Raw genomic sequence first — 20599 nt, forward strand, 5'->3', positions numbered from 1 at the left:
TATCATAATATTGTAAAAAGAAATCGCTTACCAACACATAATTGGAGTATATTGGCTTTAAGGCTCATAGCAGAGCAGTAGGGATTAGATTTTTAGTATTCATACCAATGTACACATCGTTAGGAAGGTGCTGAATAATGAAGAAACAGTGGTGGAAAGAAGCAGTTGTTTATCAAATTTACCCACGAAGCTTTATGGATTCCAATGGAGATGGAGTGGGTGATATTCAGGGAATCGTCTCACGCCTGGACTATTTAAAAGAGCTTGGTATAGATGTAGTCTGGCTTTCTCCGGTATATAAGTCACCAAATGATGATAACGGTTACGATATTAGTGATTATCGCGATATTATGAATGAGTTTGGAACCATGCAGGATTGGGAAATGATGCTTGAGGAAATGCATAAAAGAGGCATAAGGCTTGTGATGGACCTTGTCGTCAATCATTCATCTGATGAACATGCATGGTTTATGGAGTCGGAAAAATCTAAAGACAATCCCTATAGAGATTATTACATATGGCGTCCAGGTAAAGATGGAAAAGAGCCGAATAACTGGGAATCCTTTTTTAGTGGATCAGCTTGGCAATATAATGAAGAAACTGATGATTATTACTTACATTTATTCTCTAAAAAACAGCCGGATCTTAACTGGGAAAATGAAAAGGTTCGTAAAGAAGTATATGATCTCATGAAGTTTTGGCTTGATAAAGGGGTAGATGGATTCCGAATGGATGTAATCAATCTAATTTCCAAGGACCCTTCTCTTCCTGATGGTCCGGTTGTGGAAGGCAAAGATTATGCATCTGGTGCGGATTATTATATGAACGGCCCTAAAATACATGAGTATTTACAGGAAATGAATAAAGAGATGCTTTCGCATTACGATGTCATGTCTGTTGGAGAAACCCCTGGTGTAACACCAAATGAAGGTATTTTATATACGGGTGAAGATCGTCATGAGTTAGATATGATTTTTCAATTTGAACATATGGACGTAGATTCCGGTCCATCAGGAAAATGGGACGTTAAGCCCCTGGACTTGGTGAAATTAAAAAAAATCTTATCAAAATGGCAAACAGAACTCCATGGAAAAGGGTGGAATAGCCTTTATTGGAATAATCATGACCAGCCAAGAATCGTTTCCCGTTTTGGAGATGATGGCACATATCGTATAGAATCTGCCAAAATGTTGGGTACATGTTTGCATTTCCTGCAGGGTACTCCTTATATATATCAAGGTGAGGAAATCGGAATGACAAATGTACAATTTCCTGATATTGAGTATTACCGGGATATCGAGAGTATAAATATGTACAATGAAAAAATAGAAAAAGGCATGGAGCCAGAGCAGATCATGAAGGGTATTTTTGCAAAAGGCCGTGACAATGCACGTACCCCAATGCAGTGGGATAACTCTGAGCAAGCTGGTTTTTCAACCGGGAAACCGTGGATTAACGTAAATCCAAACTATGTGGATATAAACGCTAAGAATGCATTAAAGGATTCCGATTCGATTTTCTACTATTATAAGAAGCTAATCGCCCTGCGTAAGGAAATGCGGATTATAGTAGAAGGAAGTTTTGAATTGATTGAAGCAGAACACGAATATGTCTTTGCCTATATGAGACATCTTGATAATCAAACATTGCTTGTGTTAACCAACTTTACAGGTGGGGAACAATCAGTAGCTTGGCCGGATAGTGTAAAAGATTATCCAGGACAAAAGGTAATAAGTAATTACCCTGATCGTAGTACTAAGCAAGAAGCTGCTGCTGAGACAATTTTGAGACCATGGGAAGCTATTGTTTATTTAATAGAAAGATAAAGCACTAATGAGCTGTTAGAGATAAAGCCAACAGCTTTTCTTTATGTGACGGCAGCTGTATCGAGTTTTCTTTCCATTTGGTCTTGACTATTGTTTAAAAAAACAGATAAATGGGAAAAAACAGAGGATAGAGAGAATGGGTATGAAAAAGGAGTGTCGTGTCCGTGACAGAGGAATTGGATTTAACTAAATATGAACATAAAATGGAAATTAGGCGAATGGAGATCCGCGATATAGATGATATTATGGAGCTTCAAAAGCTTTGTTTTCCCGGGATGGATCCGTGGAAACGCGAGCATTTGGAAAGCCATTTATCCATTTTTCCGGAAGGACAATTTGTAGCAGAATTAAATGATGAAGTGATTGGTTCATGCTCTAGTTTAATCATTAATTTTGATGAATATGATGATCGTCATACTTGGTCTGAAATAACAGATGACGGATATATCACCAACCATAATCCTGATGGTTTAAATCTTTATGGTATAGAAGTTATGGTCCATCCTAAGTATAGAAAAATGAAGGTTGGGCATCGTTTGTATGAGGAACGTAAGGAATTAGCCCGTAAATTAAATCTAAAAAGTATTATTATCGGTGGAAGGATTCCAAACTACCATAAATATGCAGATCAAATGACTGCACGTGAATATGTGGAAGAAGTACGCTTACATAAAATATATGATCCGGTCTTATCCTTCCAATTTCTGAATGAATTTACGCTCACACGTATTAATCAAAACTATTTGGAGGATGACCGAGCATCAGGAAAATATGCAACACTGATGGAATGGAATAATGTAGATTATCGTCCTAAATCTAAACGGTATTATAAAACCGCATATCCTGTAAGAATATGTGTTGTGCAATATATGATGAGAAAGATCAACTCATTCGAGGATTTCGCGAATCAAGTTGAATACTTTGTTGATGTGGCAGCGGATGCAGATTCTGATTTTGTGGTATTTCCAGAAATTTTAACCTCTCAATTGATGTCCTTTTTAGATGAAAAGGTTCCAAGTAAGGCAGTGCGAAAAGTGACAGATTTTACAGAGCAATATATTGAGTTGTTTACAAACTTGGCGGTCCGCTATAATGTAAATATTATTGGCGGTTCCCATTTTGTGAAAGAAGAGGATGATAATATTTATAATATTGCTTATCTCTTTAGGAGAGATGGAACAATCGAGAAGCAATATAAACTCCATATTACACCGAATGAGAAAAAGTGGTGGGGGATTAATGAAGGTGATGAGGTAAATGTATTCGATACAGATTGCGGAAAAATCTCCATGCTGATTTGCTACGATATAGAGTTTCCTGAATTATCCAGGATTGCAACAGATAAAGGAGCAAATATTATTTTCACTCCATTCTGTACAGAAGATCGACAGGGATATTTAAGGGTTAGATACTGTGCTCAGGCACGTGCAGTCGAAAATCAGGTATACACCGTCATATCTGGAACAGTAGGCAATTTGCCGCAAACAGAAAATATGGACATTCAATATGCGCAATCGGCGATCTTTACCCCCTCTGATTTTGAATATCCGCGTGATGGCATTGTGGGAGAAACGAATGCTAATATAGAAATGGTGCTGATTGGAGATGTCGACCTTGAAATTTTGCGACGTCAAAGATTATCCGGGACCGTACGCCAACTAAAGGATCGGAGAAGGGATTTATATGAACTTCATTACAAAAAGTATTGATTGGTAAATATTTCTCTAAATGAAAATATTCAAGAAATATTAAATATTTAGTAAAATAAAGAAGATCTTATTTAGTTAGCAATTTATTTAGGAGGAATAAAATAAATGGATTGGAAAACAACTTTTAATAAATGGAATGATCACTTAACGCTTGAACCAGAGCTTCATGAGAAACTGACTTCTCTTGTGGATGATGAAGTTGCGTTAGAAGATTGTTTCTATAAGAATTTAGAATTCGGTACAGGCGGTATGCGTGGAGAAATTGGTGTAGGAACAAACCGCATGAATGTTTATACAATCCGTAAAGCAACACAAGGCTTTGCATCCTATATTGAGAAATTAGGAGAAGAAGCAAAACAGCGTGGAGTTGTTATTGCTTATGATTCCAGACATAAATCACCTGAGTTTGCGATGGAAGCAGCAAAAACACTGGCAACCAACGGAATTCAAGCTTATGTATTTGATAGCCTTCGTCCAACTCCGGAGCTTTCTTTTGCAGTTCGATACTTACGTGCAATCGGTGGTATTGTAATTACAGCAAGCCATAATCCTCCAGAATATAATGGATATAAAGTGTATAACGAAGATGGTGGACAACTGCCTCCTGCTGATGCAGATGTTCTGATTGAGATGGTTAATGCTATTGAAAATGAACTTGAAATTAAAGTGGAAGAAGAGTCTGTATTACGTGATAAAGGATTAATTAAAATCATCGGTAAAGAAGTGGACGATGCATACAATGAAAAAGTCCTTACTATTTCTGAACAGCCTAATTTAGCAAAAGAAGTAGATGTAAAAGTCGTTTTCACACCGCTTCATGGTACAGCTAATCTTTCTGTTCGCCGAGCATTGAAGGATTTAGGTTATGAACATGTAGAAGTTGTAAAAGAACAAGAATTACCTGATCCTGAATTCTCAACTGTAAAATCTCCTAACCCAGAAGAGCATGCTGCATTTGAATTGGCAATCGCTAAAGGCAAAGAGATCGGTGCGGATATTTTAATTGGTACAGATCCAGATGCTGACCGTGTAGGTATTGCTGTTAAGAATGCAGAGGGAGAATATACGGTTTTAACAGGTAACCAAACAGGTGCGTTATTCTTAGACTATATTCTGTCTCAGAAGAAGGAAAAAGGAACAATGCCTAAAAATGGAATAATGTTCAAAACAATCGTAACATCAGAATTTGGACGTTCCATTGCCTCCAGTTATGGAGTAGAAACAGAAGATGTTCTGACTGGGTTTAAATTTATCGGGGAAAAAATCAAGCAGTATGAAGAGTCTGGAGAGTATTCTTTCCTATTTGGATATGAAGAAAGCTATGGTTCATTAATTAAAGATTTTGCCCGTGATAAAGATGCGGTTCAAGCTGCAGTAATGGCGGTAGAAATTTGTGCCCATTACAAACGCCTTGGAAAAACCTTATATCAGGCATTAGAGGATTTATATGAGAAGCATGGTTATTACTTAGAAGGAATGCGTTCCCTGACTTTAAAAGGAAAAGAAGGAGCTGCTCAAATCCAGCAAATTCTTGCTACATTCCGTAAGGAGCCGCTAGCCTCTCTTGCAGGTGTAAAAGTAGTGGCTGTTGAAGATTATAAAGAAAGCACACGAATGGATTTACTTACGAATGAAGAGGAAGCAATTCATTTACCAAAATCCAATGTTCTTAAATATTTCTTTGAAGATGAGTCTTGGGTTTGTTTAAGACCATCCGGAACTGAGCCTAAAATTAAGTTCTACTTTGCCGTTAAGGATAGCCAAAAACAAGCAAGTGAACAAAAGCTTCAGTCCTTCATGAATGAAATGATGCAAAAAGTATCAGAAATATAAAATACAAAACAGAGAGCTGACTAAAAGTCAGCTCTCTGTTTGTTTACACCCTTGGTTTCGCTGTTTGCATTTAGCCGTATATTTTTCCCACCACAGAAAAAAATAAAGATATTAAAAAGTCTGCATCGCCCATCCTTCTTCCTGATCATAAGGCAGGAATGTTGCATGGTCTATATATTGAAGAAGGGCATTTAGGGTCTTTTCAACGGACGCATTATCCTTAGAGAAATGATAGGCGTGCAGAAAATGTTCAATTTTTTTGGACAAAAAGTGGTCTTTTGTCCTTACCATCAGAAGTAGGAGGTTATCCCATTCTGAACGATGCGTGTAGTACAAAGCACGATCATAATCAACCTTATCCATTTGCTTCACTCTCCTTCTAGTGAGGAGTTAAAATTAGTTTGTTCAAAGTCATCATTTTATCACCCTGTAAAAGTTGGTCAGTTTGTAAATAGTAAAAATGAAACTTTCCATGGCTTAATTGTTAGAGGAACGGTTATCCTAATATCCGTATTTGACGTTTCTATTCTATATTTAATGTACTCAGTGACGAGTATGTGTAAGATATGGGCTAGATTTTAGGGGAGACTATTACATAAAGGCAGTTAAGGAAGTAAGTAAATATAAATCAAGGGCAGGTCGAATAATTATTCTGTTTCTAACCCATTTTTCAGGTTGTTTTTAGACTCATTTGAGGACTTTTATACATGATTTTCCTATCCCTTCATATTAATGAGGTAAGAGAATGAGGGGGTGAATGGGTGAGAGCAGACGAGCAAAAAGACTTGGAGTATGCCATTGATGAAATAACGGAAATCGCTGTTGGATTTGGGCTCGATTTTTACCCAATGAGATATGAGATCTGCCCAAGCGAAATAATATATACTTTTGGAGCATATGGAATGCCAACTCGATATTCTCATTGGAGTTTCGGAAAACAATTTCACAAGATGAAGCTTCAGTATGACGTTGGATTAAGCAAAATTTACGAGCTGGTTATTAATTCTGATCCTTGCTATGCTTTTTTATTAGATTCCAATTCCTTGATTCAAAACAAATTAATTGTGGCTCATGTACTGGCACATTGTGATTTCTTTAAGAATAATGTTCGTTTTAAAAATACGAAGCGAGATATGGTGGAAAGTATGTCTGCCACTGCGGAAAGAGTTAGGCAATACGAGATTGAGCATGGGAAGCTGGAGGTTGAGAAGTTTCTTGATTCGGTCTTGGCGATTGAGGAACATATTGACCCATCGCTTATTCGTCCACAATTGAATTGGTCCATGGATGAAGAGGAGATAGAGGATGATTCTCCGCAATTTACTACACCGTACGATGATTTATGGAACTTGGAAAGCAAGGAAAAGGGGCAAAAGAAAAAAACAAAGGTCAAGAAATTTCCCCCTCGTCCAGAAAAGGATATTCTTTTATTCATTGAACAGTATAGCCGTAACCTAGAGGATTGGCAGCGAGACATACTGACGATGATGCGTGAAGAGATGCTCTACTTTTGGCCGCAGCTTGAAACTAAAATCATGAACGAAGGCTGGGCGAGTTACTGGCACCAACGCATCCTACGTGAACTTGATTTAACCAGCGGTGAGTCAATCGAATTTGCAAAACTAAATGCAGGTGTGGTGCAGCCGTCAAGAACAGGCATTAATCCATATTACTTAGGCATCAAGATGTTTGAGGATATCGAAGAAAGATATAACAATCCAGACGAAGAGATGAGAAGGCGCGGGGTTAAACCAAATTCAGGCCGTGAGAAAATGTTTGAAGTGCGGGAGATAGAGTCGGATATTTCTTTCCTACGCAACTACCTCACCAGGGATTTGGTCATGCGTGAGGATATGTATCTGTTCCAAAAGAAAGGCCGCGATTATAAGATTGTCGATAAGCAATGGAAAGCGGTACGGGATCAGCTTGTCGGCATGCGGGTCAATGGAGGGTTCCCGTATATTACGGTGAATGACGGGGACTATTTAAAAAATGGGGAACTTTACCTGAAGCATTGGTTTGAGGATATTGAGCTGGATGTAAAATACCTAGAGAAAGTTTTGCCGCATATGCATTATTTATGGGGACGAACGGTTCATATGGAAACGGTGTTGGAAGGTAAGGGAATTTTGTTTAGTTATGATGGGAAGAGTATAAGTCGGAAGTATGTATAAGGGATGAGAACAAGCACAAAAACCAACCTAGCGAAAGGTTGGTTTTTTAGCCTAATATTAAGACTATTAAATCAGTACAGATAGATGCTTTGAACGAAACCTGTCTTTTTCTCCTGTGTGATATAGAAGATAACGCTCATTTGGAACATCACTGGTAAATATGTTCTTTATCTTCATTAAATTCATCTATGATATCCTTTTCTAATTCAATAAAATCTGCATCAATGATATCTTGCATTTCCTTTTTAACCTCATCTAAATCTTTCTTCCAATCGTTAACTGAGTAATCTACAACAGAATCATAAAGAGCATTTTTTAACCGAATACCCATTGTTTTTATTGTAGTCCAAGTAATTGTACCCGCGACAATACCACCTAATATAGGGACACCTTTGGCTACGCCTTTTGCGAACGTATCCTTTGTGATTTTTACTCCAATCATTTGGGCACTCTTCTTGATTATTGGATAGTAAAATGTTTTCGTTAATGCTTTTCGTGGCAACTTCTTCATAATCTGTTCTGCAATTTTCGAACTCAAAACTTTCATGGCAGAAGATGCCCCGCTAACTCCGAACATTACCCCTATATAAATAATAAGTTCCCCTTGGACGAGTTCTGTATCGAGCTCATTATCACTCCATAAATCCTTATAACCAAAGAGATACCTTAATTCCTGTGCCAATCTTAGGTTCAACGCATAAAACTGAAGTGTATCGGCTGGTATGGTGGTTGCAATAGCTAAACCCCCAGGAAAACCAGCTATCGCAGAGATGCTAGCGGATTCCAGTTTTCTTTTATTTACCAACCTTTTCGCCATGGTGTCGAGTTTGGTAATTGGTATACCTGCTTTGACTGGACCTTTTTCAAGGATAAGTGACAGTTGTTTGGAATCCACTTTTTCAGAAAAAAGATTGGTTAAAAATTCAACACGATCTACTTTTACACCAGGCATTTTTAAAGCATCAATAATAATGGATCTAAATTTATCATTTCCTTCTGTTAAATTTGTCATAATCTCCACTTCCTCTGGTCCTTCACGCTGGCAAACGTGATGAGTTCTTGTATGTTATTTCTTCCTCTGCTGCTGCTTTGGATGGATCTGCTTTTCATTTTTTCCATAATGAAGGCAAAAAACAGGCATGATTTCCAAAAATCGTTTCATTGATTCTTCAATTGTATTTGTTCTTCTTTACCCTGATTTAAATGGAAGGAAGATAGTATATAAATCCAACTTTGTAGAAGGATACCATCGAAACGGTTCCTCAGTATTCGGTATCCGATTCTTTGTTTATTCAATCTAGAATCATGTTATAGGGTAATAAAACCCGATTTTCAAATTAAATCCATAAAAATAGAGGAGGAACACGGATGAAGAGATGGATGGTCATAGGTTTCTTGTTTTTGCTGGTTGGGATAACAGCTTGTTCAGACACGTCCCATGAGTCGAAACAAAAAGATTCTCAAACGAATGAGAGCGTAACTGATGAGAAAGAGAAACCAGCCGTTTCGTACGAAAAGGCTGAGGACGTAGTGAACCTATTGAAAGAAAATGAAGAGTTGCCAATTGGTGAAATTAACGTATATACAGCTGACAATGATCCGAATGAATTATTGGGTCACCCTGGCGATATACCAGCAAAGCGGAAGTAAAACAATCCATTCGGGAGTCATTTGGAGTGGAAAACGGTGGAAGTGTAGAAGTGTTCGAAATTAATGAAGATGCTGAGAAACGTAAAGAATATATTGAAACTGTAACGAAAGAAATGGGCGGACTTCTGACGGAATATTCGTATGTGGAGAAAAACGTTCTTCTTCGATTATCTAAAAGTTTAACCCCTGACCAGGCGGCTGACTATGAAACGGCTTTAAAAGAAACTTTCAAATGAGTTTAGGAAAAAACATCGCTTTTTTTAGCGGTGTTTTTATTTACTTACGCATACACAAAAACGTATACATATCCATTTTAATGTTATTTGAATTGTAAAATGATTTGAATAAGTGATAAACTATTTCTGTTAATTCGATTAAAGAATATGGTGAGAACTATCTCAGGAAATGTAATTCGTGCAACATCTTAAAAGTTGAAAATTTTATAGAATTATCCTTTTTTTAACTCTATATCAATCCATTCTAAAAAGAAGAACTCAAGGATTAATATCTCTGAGTCTTCCTTTCAGGTTTTAAAAGCTTGTAAAATGAAGCTCTCGGAGAATACGCTGGTGTCAATAACTTATCCAGCCTGTTCCGACAAGGCAATTGTTTAATAAAGCCTATATTACATCTCGATGCCGACAATATCCCAAGCCGTGATGATACCCAAAGCTTTTTCATGGGGTTTACCGTGTTCAGTGACAATAATAGCTTGAAGATTCAATTGATTGTTGGATATACGGTTTTCGAAAATCTCTTTAACCTTAAATACACTGTCGTGTCTACCAACAAAAGCGACATTTCTTGGATTTTCGTATTGAATAACTTCTTGGACGCTCATATTTTCCATCAACAGGCCGTCATCATTGAAAGCGTGCGCTATCCAACGAGAGATGCCGCCGTCTGTCAAAAGCGCTACGAAGCGGTTCTCATCATAAATAGGAATTTGTGAATATTCGCCTTTGCCTTCGTTCTTCATCAAGTCCAAAGCTGTTTTAATGTTGTCCGCAGAATGAATGATCGCCATTTCTTTCGTGCAGATTGATTCTGCCGAACGAGGACTTTCCAATTCTTCAGCAAACTTCTCGATTTCTTCCACTATGCTGGAGTGCGGTGTCGCAATATATTCTAATCCATTATTGCCTTTTTCATGGACCAGGACATTGCGCAACTCATGGAATTTCAATAAGCGCGAGTTATTACGCATATTTTTGATGACTGGATTGGTGCTTCTTCGTAGTAAGGTTTTGAAATCTGCGAATCCTTTGTCGTTTTGATATTTAGGGTCTTTATCTTTCATATAATTATGTATTCTGTTGTAAGCCGCTACAAACCTATCTGCATTATTCATGTTTATACCCCCAGTGTATTTGAATATGTCTGTTGCTCCTATTGCAACCAATGGCACCAACGCGACATTGGTACCAACATTGAACAGAACGATGCCAATTGTGCATTAGATTGTTTTGAAGCCTTCCTTCAAAAGGTTCTAAGTTCTATAACCTCCTTTTAGACTATTTTTTTATGTAAAAGTTAGATTCAATATTTTATATTCTCTCTTTTTTAATCAATAAAACTGGGTGTATATTCCAACGTCGGAAACAACTTACCATTCTTCTCTCAACAACATTACTTTAATAAATGTTGTTGCATTATTAAATAATACAGCACTGATACGAAGGGGCAGGTTCGTATTATATAGTTCAGCCAGAACTTTCTGGTTGAACTTTTTTCATATGAATTTAATCTATCAGTAGCCAGGGTAGAACGTAAGGGGCAGTGGGACAAATGATCCCGTCCGCTAAACTGTTCACCCCCTACTTGTAGAAATATGTTTGAGGCTGGTTGGGACTGAGATCTCGTATAACAAGCGAAGCTATAATACTACTTGGAGGAAATAGGGGTACTGGTGAATTTATCAGAGGAGGAGAAAGAATGAACCCAGTTGTGGGTATAGATATAGCCAAAGAAGAAAGTGAAGTACAGGCTTTTTTAGATAAAGGAAAGCCATATGGAACAAGTTTTTCGATTAAGCATAACCGTGAAGAGTTGGAGGAGTTTATCTATTTCTTAGGAGAGATGAAGGCAAAGACTGGGCAGATGCCTGTCATTATATTGGAATCAACAGGACATTATCATACACCCGTTGTGCAATGCTTAGAAGAGAATGACATACTTTATATCTTATTGAATCCAATCATTTCTCATCAAGCGAAGAAGGCCAGTTTAAGAAAGGTGAAAACTGACGCATATGATGCATATCAACTGTGTGTTCTCTATTATAAAGAAGAGTTTGAACCTCAAAAGAGGAGAGGAATTCAGCTCTTAAATCTTCGAAATCTATCGAGACAACAAGAAATAATGACGAATATGTATGTGGAGGCAAAATTGCATTTTCATACGATTTTAGATCAGGTTTTCCCTGAATACAGAAAGGTTTTTGGAGATCTTTTTTCGAAAGTATCTTTATCGGTATTAAAGGAATATCCTACCTCGGAGAAGGTTCTAAAGGCTGGCAAGGAAGAACTAGAAGATAAAATACGAGAACATTGTCCAAGTCGGTCTGTACAGTGGGCTAAAGAAAAAGCAAGAAAGTTAATTCATTCAGCTTCTCAGAATCCTTTTCAGAAAGTGCAATATGAAAGCCATCTTATCAATCTTAGTATGTATATCGATATTTTATTTCACTACCAAGGACACCTAACGGATTTAGAGAGCCAAATGGTATCCCTGGCAAATGAAATAGAAGAATATAAGATTATCCAATCGATTCCTGGTATCGGTGAAAAGATTGCGGCAACAATTATTTCAGAGATTGGGGAAATTGATCGGTTTAATCACCCTAAGAAGCTAGTGGCCTTCGCTGGAGTCGATCCTAGTGTCCATTCATCTGGAAAGTTTACTGCGAACATAAATCGCATAACCAAACGAGGTTCCAGTAGGCTAAGGCGTAGCTTATATTTAGCTGTTTTATGCGGAATTAGAAGATCTAGAAATAAAAAGCTTAAAGAGTTCTATGATAGAAAACGTTCAGAAGGAGAACCTTCGAAAGTTGCCATTGTAGCTTGTATCAATAAGCTGCTTCATTGGATTTATGCTTTATTGAAAAAGAACCAGAATTTCCTAGATATAGCTTAGGAAATGGTATTTATCCAACATAAGAAAAACCTTCCAAAAAGAAACTGGAGGGTTATTTGGCATACCCAAAAACAGTATAGCATATAAAAAAATGAAATATACAGAGAGATATTGACAACCTATTAGCTGGTTTAGTTGCAGAATCCAAAGAGGGTGTGTGTGAAATCGCAGCAATAGGTTTCATCTTTTTGAAATTTAATCGGATAAAATCGTTCGATACAAGCCTAAGTCCGATGCCTGAGACCCTGAATTTTTACTATATGTTGGTGGAGGAAGGATTCATCGAGTTTACATCTTCCCATTCCCACAATGAGGTTCCAGTCTAGATAGCTGCTCCATTTTTCAATCGTCACCATCCTCAGTTTGCAACGAAACCTCTTTCCACTTGATTTTGCTTTTGTGCTTGTCGATGAACGAATCCGAATAGTTTTCGAACTTTTGGTGAATGGAGAATTCCTCCCACATGATTTGATCCGTACAGGCTAGTAGGACATGCTAGGGAACATCCTGATTGGACAGGAGCCATCTTCACACAATTTGTTCTTTATACTCTATGATGGAATCAGAATCTAAGTTTCCACTGGATGAAAGTTTTCGCTAATCTGCATACTTTGCTAATTCCTTTGTGATTTGCATGCGAACAACCCTTTTTTTTCCTTATTGTCTTCATTATATCCCCTATTCCACGAATTGGATGAATTTGTTTATCATTTTGGGGCATCAACCTTATGCCGTAGCAAAGTTACGAAAAAACTCATAAATGACATAGAAATATTTCCTATAACGGCTCCTTCGCCCTGTATAATAAAGGAAACAAATCAATCACGATGAGAGGTGGAAACGATGGGAGAAGTGAGTGAAACTAATAAAAAAAAGAAATTGAATAGGCACATCAAAAAAGAAATGTTACGAAAAAACGAAAGACTTTTGTTAACAGCTTCGGCCGTAATAAAAGGTAAGCCTGACACGGTCTTAGCGGTAACTGAAAAATATTGGTATATGTATTCATACAACGATAATTTAACCGAAAAAATGGAACTCATCGAACAGCATGCGTTCGATGGAATTAATGAAGTAGTGGTGGATCATTACTTCGTTAAGAGCGTGTTTCTTTTTAAAACAAACACGAATGAATTCAAAATTATTGTGACGGAAAAAGGCAAGGATTTAGAGAGCCTATTGAAAAACCAACTCAATCTGAAGGTCACTGTTCTAGAGCGAAAGTTCTCCCGTAAAATTGTAGGATACCGTTCTCAATCGAAACCAAAAATGGTTGTTTCAAGTTTTCTATATGGATTAGTTGTACTCATGTTCATCGCGGTCATCGTTGTAAATCTACAAGCAGAAGATGAAGCCGCACAGCATGTTGAAAAAGCTGAAAAATTGATGAAAGAAGAAAAATATGAAGAATCGTTACAGGAATTAAATCAATCCATCGAACTGAACGGTGCCGAGAATAATCCAGCGAGAGAATTGATGAAAAAAGTAAACAAATCCATGGCTGAAGAACATTACAAGAACGCTCTTTCGCTCGTGAACCAAAATAAAATCGATGAAGCCATCAAAGAAATCAACCAATCAAAAACATTGCACGATGACCAGAAAGAGAACAAAGCCTATGCGCTGGAAAAAGAGATCAATAAATCCAAGTCAACAAAACGGGCAAAAGAGACACTTGTTAAAATGACGGATAAGGAGTTCGAACTCCTGCAAGCAAACAAACTGGAAAAATCATATATGGATAATGAAACGCTTAATCAAAAATTCATCAAATTATTGGTTAAGAACAAAGGTGAACGAGAAAAACACCTGGCGGCGGAAAGAAAAAGTTTAATTGAAAAGCAGTTCAGCAGTTGGGATGGATCGCATAAAAATGTAACGAAATATATCAAGAGCCAAATGAATGATGAGGATAGTTACGAACATGTGGAAACGGTCTACTGGGACATGAAAGATCATTTGGTCGTGCGCACAACCTTCCGAGGCAACAATGCATTTGGAGCAAAAGTCAAAAACAGTGTAAAAGCCAAAGTATCCTTAGAAGGAGAAATTACCGAAATTATCGAGTAGTGCTATCTTCGAAAAGGATTCCTGTTTAAGAAAATAGAATAAGCAACTAAATGTCAGCTGCTTTTTTTGCTTAGTTCTGTCTTATACTGTGAAAGTCTCTGCATCACATATCCAAATGCGTAACCCGACGATTTGCCTCCTTTCTTTGATGTATTTCGTTTCGATATAGTGTAATTGATGCTTGTTCATCGCCTTTTTTACGGCTGTTTTGTCTTTGCCTTGTTTCAAGTCTTGTTTAGAAAAGGTACCCACTAACACCATTATTCATTGCTTCAGATGAGGCGATATTTATCACTGGTGGAGAACTTATCATTTAATCAAAGAAGCTATCCACGATTAAGAGGGTAGCTTCTTTTTATGCTACAAAAGGGGTAGCAGCATTCCTACATTCAATGAAATGTGTGGGAAAGTTTGTGAAAAGATGTTCTTAAACAAATAGGGGCGTTAACGGAATAACGAAGCTGAAAAGTGCCCTCTTTTTTTAGCGATACTGTTTATGAATAGCGCAATTAATAAAGATCCTTAGAAGAACGAAGGCTGGGCGAGTTATTGGCACCAGCGCATCCTACGCGAGCTTGATTTAACCAGCGGAGAATCAATCGAATTTGCAAAACTTAATGCAGGTGTGGTGCAGCCGTCAAGAACAGGCATTAACCCTTATTACTTAGGCATCAAAATGTTTGAGGATATTGAAGAGCGGTATAACAACCCAGACGAAGAGATGAAAAGGCGCGGGGTTAAACCAAATTCAGGTCGTGAAAAAATGTTTGAAGTGCGGGAAATCGAATCGGATATCTCCTTCCTCCGCAATTACCTCACAAAGGATTTGGTTATGCGTGAGGATATGTATCTATTCCAGAAAAAAGGACGCGACTATAAGATTGTCGATAAGCAATGGAAAGCGGTACGAGATCAGCTTGTCGGCATGCGGGTCAATGGAGGGTTCCCGTATATTACGGTGAATGACGGGGACTATTTAAAAAATGGGGAGCTTTACCTGAAGCATTGGTTTGAGGATATTGAGCTGGATGTAAAATACCTAGAGAAAGTTTTGCCGCATATGCATTATTTATGGGGACGAACGGTTCATATGGAAACGGTGTTGGAAGGTAAGGGAATTTTGTTTAGTTATGATGGGAAGAGTGTGAGTCGGAAGTATGTATGAGTAATGTGAAGAAGCCAATCAGGGATTGGCTTCTTTTATTTGAGAAGTGTTACTTTTTGAATATAAGGTCGTGCTCGATAATTGAAGAACGGGAATATAATTTGGTTACCAATTTTCTAAATTCCTCTGTCCACAAACAAATGGAAGCAATAGCAGAAGATCAAGATTGTCAAATGGATGGTATCTTTTTATGCTGCTAACGGGGGCACCATTCCTGCAATAAATGAACAGTGTGGTTAAATATGTGAAACAACGTAATTTAAACTATCAATGGCAATAGCAGAATCATCTATAAACACCTTGAGAGGCATCGCATAAGATAAAAAATACCGCCATTGACGGTATTCAATCTTCTACTTTTAAAATTGGGAGTGGAACAATGGTTGAAACTAATTGACACTATTATTCTTCCTGATTTCGTCACGAATGTCCTTTAGATAATCATTTTTTTGTTTCATTAACTTTATGAAAGTACTTGTAACATAAATAGCAAAAATGAGAATTCCTAAATATATTATGATAGGAATAATCCCTAAGAAATCTAATATTTCCATAAATTAACCCCTCCAAACTATATTTTATAATCATATTATCATATTTTTCACAAATTAATCGTTAATAAACTTATACTCTCAGGGTAGATTGCAAAATGAGGGCAATCGCTTTTTTATTAAAGGGGAAGGTTAACGGAAAAAGACAAACGGCATCGATTATATCTGTTTTTACTTTACGTAAACTCGAACTTTTCGCTTTGTATGAATTGATGAATTCACAACGATTAACAGATACCCTAGTTTTTCAAAATACTGTACAACAGGCACATAATGCCAGTAGACTCTAAAACTATGGGAGGTCTTGTTTCTGTTAATTCTTCTACCTCTTTAATAAATGTATGAAGTTCATCTAAGCCATCCAGTGTATGTGCGACTTTAAAGCTCTTTTTGTAAGGCTTCTTTTTCTCCAAGAATGCTTGAACCTGACTTTCACCTTTTGCGACATCCAGACCAATGACTGGATTCATGAGTATCTCCTCCTCATCAATGAATTAGCTGGTAACCCCTAAATGGCTCCTTATAGTGTCATAGCTTCGCTTGTTATGCGAGATCTGGGTCCCAACCAGCTTCATTCATGTTTCTATAAGTGGGGGGGAACGGTTTAGTTGTCGGGATTAACTTTCCCACGGGGGGCTTTCGTTCTACCCCAGCTACCTCTAGTATTCTAGACCTCAAAGAAAAAGGTCAACCAATTAACTTGGTCAACCTAATAATACGAAGGGCAGGATAGTTGCATAAGGAGTTATAATATATTAGACCCATTCTTTATGTTATTAATAATTTGTATCTGACACAAAGTGGTAGTGTTTAATTTACAAATAAAAGAGGAAGCGATACATATGATTCATACTTTTGCCGTAACAAACGATTTAAAACTAATAACTGATATACCATTAAAACGTTTAGATGATTCTGATATTAAATGGTTTTGGGTAGATTTCGATACACCTAGTGATAGAGAAGCACTCCTTTTACAAACTCATTTTGATTTGCATCCACTTGCAATTGAAGACTGCTTACATTCTCTACAACGTCCAAAACTTGATTATTATGATGGGTATAATTTTTTTGTTCTACACACTTTAAACCAATACTCCCTTGTACCTGAAGAATTAGATATATTTGTCGGACACAATTTTATAGTTACTTTCCATTCATCACCTTTAAGTGAAATAGGAATGGTTCGAAAAAGGGTAATGGAGGATAAAAATACTATTAATAAAGGGGTTCTCCACATTTTTTATTCAATAATGGATAAAATTGTAGATGAGTATTTTCCAAGTATTTATAAATGTGAAGATAAATTGAATGAAATAGAAATGAATAAAACAAATCAAGATTTAATTGAAAATGTTTATGAAATAAGAAACCAGTTACTTAAGTTAAGACGCACAATTTTTCCGATGAGAGAATTGCTGTATAGAATTTTAAATTCGGAGAGAGTGATAGTCCCAAAAGATGATCGAGTCTATTTTATGGATATATACGACCATTTATTGAGACTTTCTGAAATGATTGAGTCTAATCGAGAAATGACGGCAGATATACGAGACAATTATATTTCACTAAATTCAAACCGAATGAACAGAATTATGAAAACACTAACTGTTATGACATCAGTTTTCATTCCCTTAACGTTTATTGCCAGTATATATGGGATGAATTTTAAATATATGCCAGAACTTACCTTGCAATGGGGATATTTTGGAGTGCTGGGAGTTATGGTATCAGTTGGCTCTGTAATGTTGTTATGGTTTTGGCGTAAGGGTTGGTTTAAATGATTAAAAATAAAAAGCCGATGCAAAAAACGGGCACGATTGTTTAAAAAGGTTCACTTTTCCTTATAGAAATAACGGGGGCGTTGATCCAAGAAGGATTAATGCCTTTTTGTGTTGAATTTCTTATTGTAAAAACGGGGTAGGTTAGCGGAACGAAAAATTTTCTGAAACTTCAAACTAGTATCCATCGTATATAATTAATAACAGGAAATACCAGGAAAGGGGATTTTATGTTGCAGTTGTTTTTAAAGGGATTATATAGAGGGTCTATCTCATTTGGTATCTTACTAATAATTTCACTGTCGTATAAGTTGCAAGGGCAATCAGATGATTCGAGTGTTTATTTTTTTTATGGCCTTATAGCCTTTTTCCTTGGGGTGACAAGCGTCATATATCAAATTGAACAATGGAGTTTTTTAAAGCAAATTTTTGCTCATTATATGGCGATGCTGATTACTGTTTTTCCAACGTTGCTATTAAGTGGTTTTTATCCGTTAGATTCATTTAAAGATGTATTTGATGTGTATCTCCAATTTAATAAAGTGGGGATTATCTTATTTTTGACTTCATATTTTATTTCATATTTTTTTTCACGTAAAAATTCTAATAATAGCACATCAATATGATTGAGGTATACGACTGACGGTGGGCATTGATCTAAGAAGGATTAATCCCTTTTGTGTTGAAACTCTTATGGAAGTAACGGAGCAGGTTAGCCGAAGAAGGAATATTACATAGATAAGTTGAATCTATATATATCGGTGGGAATGAAATGTGGAAAGAATTTATCAATTCAATTACGAAAGAACAACACTTTAAAGATCCTGCTACAAAGAGCGAGATTGAAGAAATTCAACGAAAACTAGATGTTGTATTACCAGATGAGTTAGCTGCCCTTTTAACGGAAACAAATGGTGTGTCTGACGATTATGGATCATTGATTTGGCCTACATCTGTGATTATTAAGGATAATTTATTTTTTAGAAACTTTGAAGATTATAGAGATAATTATATGCCATTAGATAACCTTTTCTTTTTTTCAGACGCAGGTAATGGTGATTTATTTTGTTATGCAATATTAAAAAACGGAAAGATTGAAAAAAGCGATATTTACGTCTGGAATCACGAAGATGATAGTCGAACCTGGGTTGCCGCTTCATTAAAAGACTTTATTAAAGGTTGGTTAACTGGTGAAATTAGTGTTTAATTGTTTGAAAAAAGTAGAATTTGTGAAGACTGCCACTTAAAGTAAAGGGGCAGGTTAGTTCAATAGGCTTTAATGTAGTTGGCTAAATATAAGTATTATTTAGTTTTATAGTAAAAAAAGAGAGAGTAAATACTCTCTCAAATGTATATTAAGCATCATTATTATTTAGTTTCTCTAGATTGTCAGATATATTTTTAAGAATTTGATTTTTTTCCTGTTGTAATTTGAAAAATTTAGTTACAAACCAAATTACAAATACGATTGGAATTATGTAATATAACAAAGATAAAATTGGTAGAACAGACACCCAGGTTGATGTTGTCAACGTAAAACCTCCATCATTTTTCAAATATTATAACATAGGAATTATTGGTAATTCTTAAAAGATAAATAGTTTTTGAATATTTATCCTGGAATAAAAATAAATAAAGAACACTGCGATTGCTCTTCCTCATTATTGAACTATCGGGACAGGTTGCTTTAGAATTACCTCAATACCCATTAAATTTAAAAGTGGAGTGTAACTAATGTTGTTTTTACGTAGAATTACTTTTTTACGAGAAGAAGTACCTGATTTAAATACATACCCATTCACTGTACCTGCAATTAGAGGAATGAATACATTGGACTTAAAAAGTGAAGTAACATTTTTTGTAGGGGAGAATGGTTCAGGAAAATCTACTTTGCTTGAGGCAATTGCTTACAAATGTGGGTTTAATACAGCAGGCGGAGGAATAAACAATATATACGATGTAGATTCATCCCACGCTGCTTTGGGAAAATACATTCGTTTGTCTTGGTTGCCAAAAATCAATCAAGGTTTCTTTTTAAGGGCTGAAAGTTTTTATCATTTCGCGTCTCATCTGGATCAACTAGCTAAGGAAGACCCGACTATTTATCAAGCATATGGAGGTAAATCATTACACCATCAGTCTCACGGAGAATCCTTTTTATCGCTATTTTTAAACCGTTTTTCGGGTAAGGGCATTTATATATTGGATGAGCCCGAGGCAGCATTATCGCCAGCTCGCCTATTAGCATTTATGAGAGTTATTTATCAATTGGTGAGTAGCGGAAACGCTCAATTTATCATCGCCACACATTCGCCTATTCTTCTGGGGTATCCAAACGCACACATCTTTAGTTTTGATTCCAATGTAATCGAAAGTGTCAGATATGAAGACACAGAACATTATCAAATAACAAAGGGTTTTTTAGATAGAAAGGAAAGGTACTTAGAAGAGTTATTTCTAAATGATGAGGATTAATAAAAATATAGCTTACTCCACTAACAAAGACATTGGTCCAAGAAGGATTAATGCCTTTTTGTGTTGAATTTCTTATGGAAGTAAAGGGGCAGTCTAGCTCAATAAGAGAAAACCACTAGTGAATGTTACCATTACCAAACGACTTTATTATGAATTAAGCAACTATATGTACAAAGATAATAAAGTCGTTTAATTTTAATACAGAAAAATAAAAGCCTTACTACACA

16 protein-coding genes and 1 pseudogene are annotated in these 20599 nt (G+C 36.4%); 13 read left to right on the forward strand and 4 right to left on the reverse strand.

What is annotated here, in order from left to right:
• Positions 1-137: 137 nt before the first annotated feature.
• The 3 genes from F7984_RS03495 to F7984_RS03505 all read left to right on the forward strand — a co-directional run bounded on the left by F7984_RS03495 (position 138) and on the right by F7984_RS03505 (position 5368).
• The gene (locus F7984_RS03495) at positions 138-1826 is read left to right on the forward strand and encodes a glycoside hydrolase family 13 protein (RefSeq protein WP_140462316.1); all 1689 of its coding nucleotides are present in this window, start codon (positions 138-140) and stop codon (positions 1824-1826) included.
• A gap of 164 nt (positions 1827-1990) precedes the next feature.
• Complete coding sequence (locus F7984_RS03500) at positions 1991-3535, forward strand: bifunctional GNAT family N-acetyltransferase/carbon-nitrogen hydrolase family protein (protein WP_140462317.1); 1545 nt, start codon at positions 1991-1993, stop codon at positions 3533-3535.
• 105 nt (positions 3536-3640) lie between these two features.
• Entirely contained in the window at positions 3641-5368 is a 1728-nt protein-coding gene (locus F7984_RS03505; RefSeq protein WP_140462318.1) for a phospho-sugar mutase, read from the forward strand.
• A 111-nt stretch (positions 5369-5479) separates the two neighbouring features.
• Here the strand turns inward: F7984_RS03505 and F7984_RS03510 are convergent, their stop codons facing one another.
• On the reverse strand, positions 5480-5731 hold the full coding sequence (locus F7984_RS03510) for a YhdB family protein (RefSeq protein ID WP_066102706.1): 252 nt from the start codon (positions 5729-5731) through the stop codon (positions 5480-5482).
• A gap of 398 nt (positions 5732-6129) precedes the next feature.
• Between F7984_RS03510 and F7984_RS03515 the strand changes: the two genes are divergently transcribed.
• Positions 6130-7542 carry a SpoVR family protein gene (locus tag F7984_RS03515; RefSeq protein WP_140462319.1) on the forward strand — a complete coding sequence of 471 codons (1413 nt, stop codon included), beginning with the start codon at positions 6130-6132 and terminating at the stop codon, positions 7540-7542.
• 148 nt (positions 7543-7690) lie between these two features.
• On the opposite strand, the gene F7984_RS03520 is transcribed toward F7984_RS03515, so the two are convergent.
• Positions 7691-8554 (reverse strand): bacteriochlorophyll 4-vinyl reductase, encoded by an 864-nt coding sequence (locus F7984_RS03520; RefSeq protein ID WP_140462320.1) that lies wholly within the window; start codon positions 8552-8554, stop codon positions 7691-7693.
• 356 nt (positions 8555-8910) lie between these two features.
• Between F7984_RS03520 and F7984_RS03525 the strand changes: the two genes are divergently transcribed.
• Together F7984_RS03525 and F7984_RS03530 are read left to right on the forward strand one after the other, a co-directional pair.
• Positions 8911-9192, forward strand: coding sequence for a hypothetical protein (locus F7984_RS03525; RefSeq protein WP_140462321.1), 282 nt, complete (start codon positions 8911-8913; stop codon positions 9190-9192).
• A gap of 26 nt (positions 9193-9218) precedes the next feature.
• Complete coding sequence (locus F7984_RS03530; RefSeq protein WP_140462322.1) at positions 9219-9428, forward strand: hypothetical protein; 210 nt, start codon at positions 9219-9221, stop codon at positions 9426-9428.
• Between the two features lie 389 nt (positions 9429-9817).
• On the opposite strand, the gene F7984_RS03535 is transcribed toward F7984_RS03530, so the two are convergent.
• Positions 9818-10543: a CBS domain-containing protein gene (locus tag F7984_RS03535; protein WP_140462323.1), complete on the reverse strand. Its 726-nt coding sequence runs from the start codon at positions 10541-10543 to the stop codon at positions 9818-9820.
• Positions 10544-11127: 584 nt separating this feature from the next.
• Here F7984_RS03535 and F7984_RS03540 point away from each other — a divergent pair.
• The 3 genes and pseudogenes from F7984_RS03540 to F7984_RS03550 form a co-directional block, all read left to right on the forward strand.
• Positions 11128-12330, forward strand: a complete 1203-nt coding sequence (locus F7984_RS03540; RefSeq protein ID WP_151675508.1) for an IS110 family RNA-guided transposase — start codon at positions 11128-11130, stop codon at positions 12328-12330.
• A gap of 843 nt (positions 12331-13173) precedes the next feature.
• The gene (locus F7984_RS03545) at positions 13174-14400 is read left to right on the forward strand and encodes a hypothetical protein (RefSeq protein ID WP_151675509.1); all 1227 of its coding nucleotides are present in this window, start codon (positions 13174-13176) and stop codon (positions 14398-14400) included.
• 529 nt (positions 14401-14929) lie between these two features.
• A pseudogene (locus F7984_RS03550) lies at positions 14930-15565 on the forward strand (SpoVR family protein); the annotation flags it as partial.
• A gap of 790 nt (positions 15566-16355) precedes the next feature.
• On the opposite strand, the gene F7984_RS03555 reads toward F7984_RS03550, so the two are convergent.
• Complete coding sequence (locus F7984_RS03555; protein ID WP_066102700.1) at positions 16356-16586, reverse strand: hypothetical protein; 231 nt, start codon at positions 16584-16586, stop codon at positions 16356-16358.
• A gap of 372 nt (positions 16587-16958) precedes the next feature.
• On the opposite strand from F7984_RS03555, the gene corA reads away from it, so the two are divergent.
• The 4 genes from corA to F7984_RS03575 all read left to right on the forward strand — a co-directional run bounded on the left by corA (position 16959) and on the right by F7984_RS03575 (position 20372).
• A complete protein-coding gene (corA, locus tag F7984_RS03560; protein ID WP_066102697.1) occupies positions 16959-17900 on the forward strand; it encodes a magnesium/cobalt transporter CorA in 942 nt (313 codons plus the stop codon).
• Between the two features lie 227 nt (positions 17901-18127).
• Positions 18128-18523, forward strand: coding sequence for a DUF3021 family protein (locus F7984_RS19670; RefSeq protein ID WP_151675510.1), 396 nt, complete (start codon positions 18128-18130; stop codon positions 18521-18523).
• 146 nt (positions 18524-18669) lie between these two features.
• Positions 18670-19104 (forward strand): SMI1/KNR4 family protein, encoded by a 435-nt coding sequence (locus F7984_RS03570; RefSeq protein ID WP_148631155.1) that lies wholly within the window; start codon positions 18670-18672, stop codon positions 19102-19104.
• A 530-nt stretch (positions 19105-19634) separates the two neighbouring features.
• Complete coding sequence (locus F7984_RS03575; protein WP_151675546.1) at positions 19635-20372, forward strand: AAA family ATPase; 738 nt, start codon at positions 19635-19637, stop codon at positions 20370-20372.
• Positions 20373-20599 lie beyond the last annotated feature (227 nt).

The sequence above is a fragment of the Pradoshia sp. D12 genome (genome assembly GCF_008935075.1).
GTDB lineage: Bacteria > Bacillota > Bacilli > Bacillales > Pradoshiaceae > Pradoshia.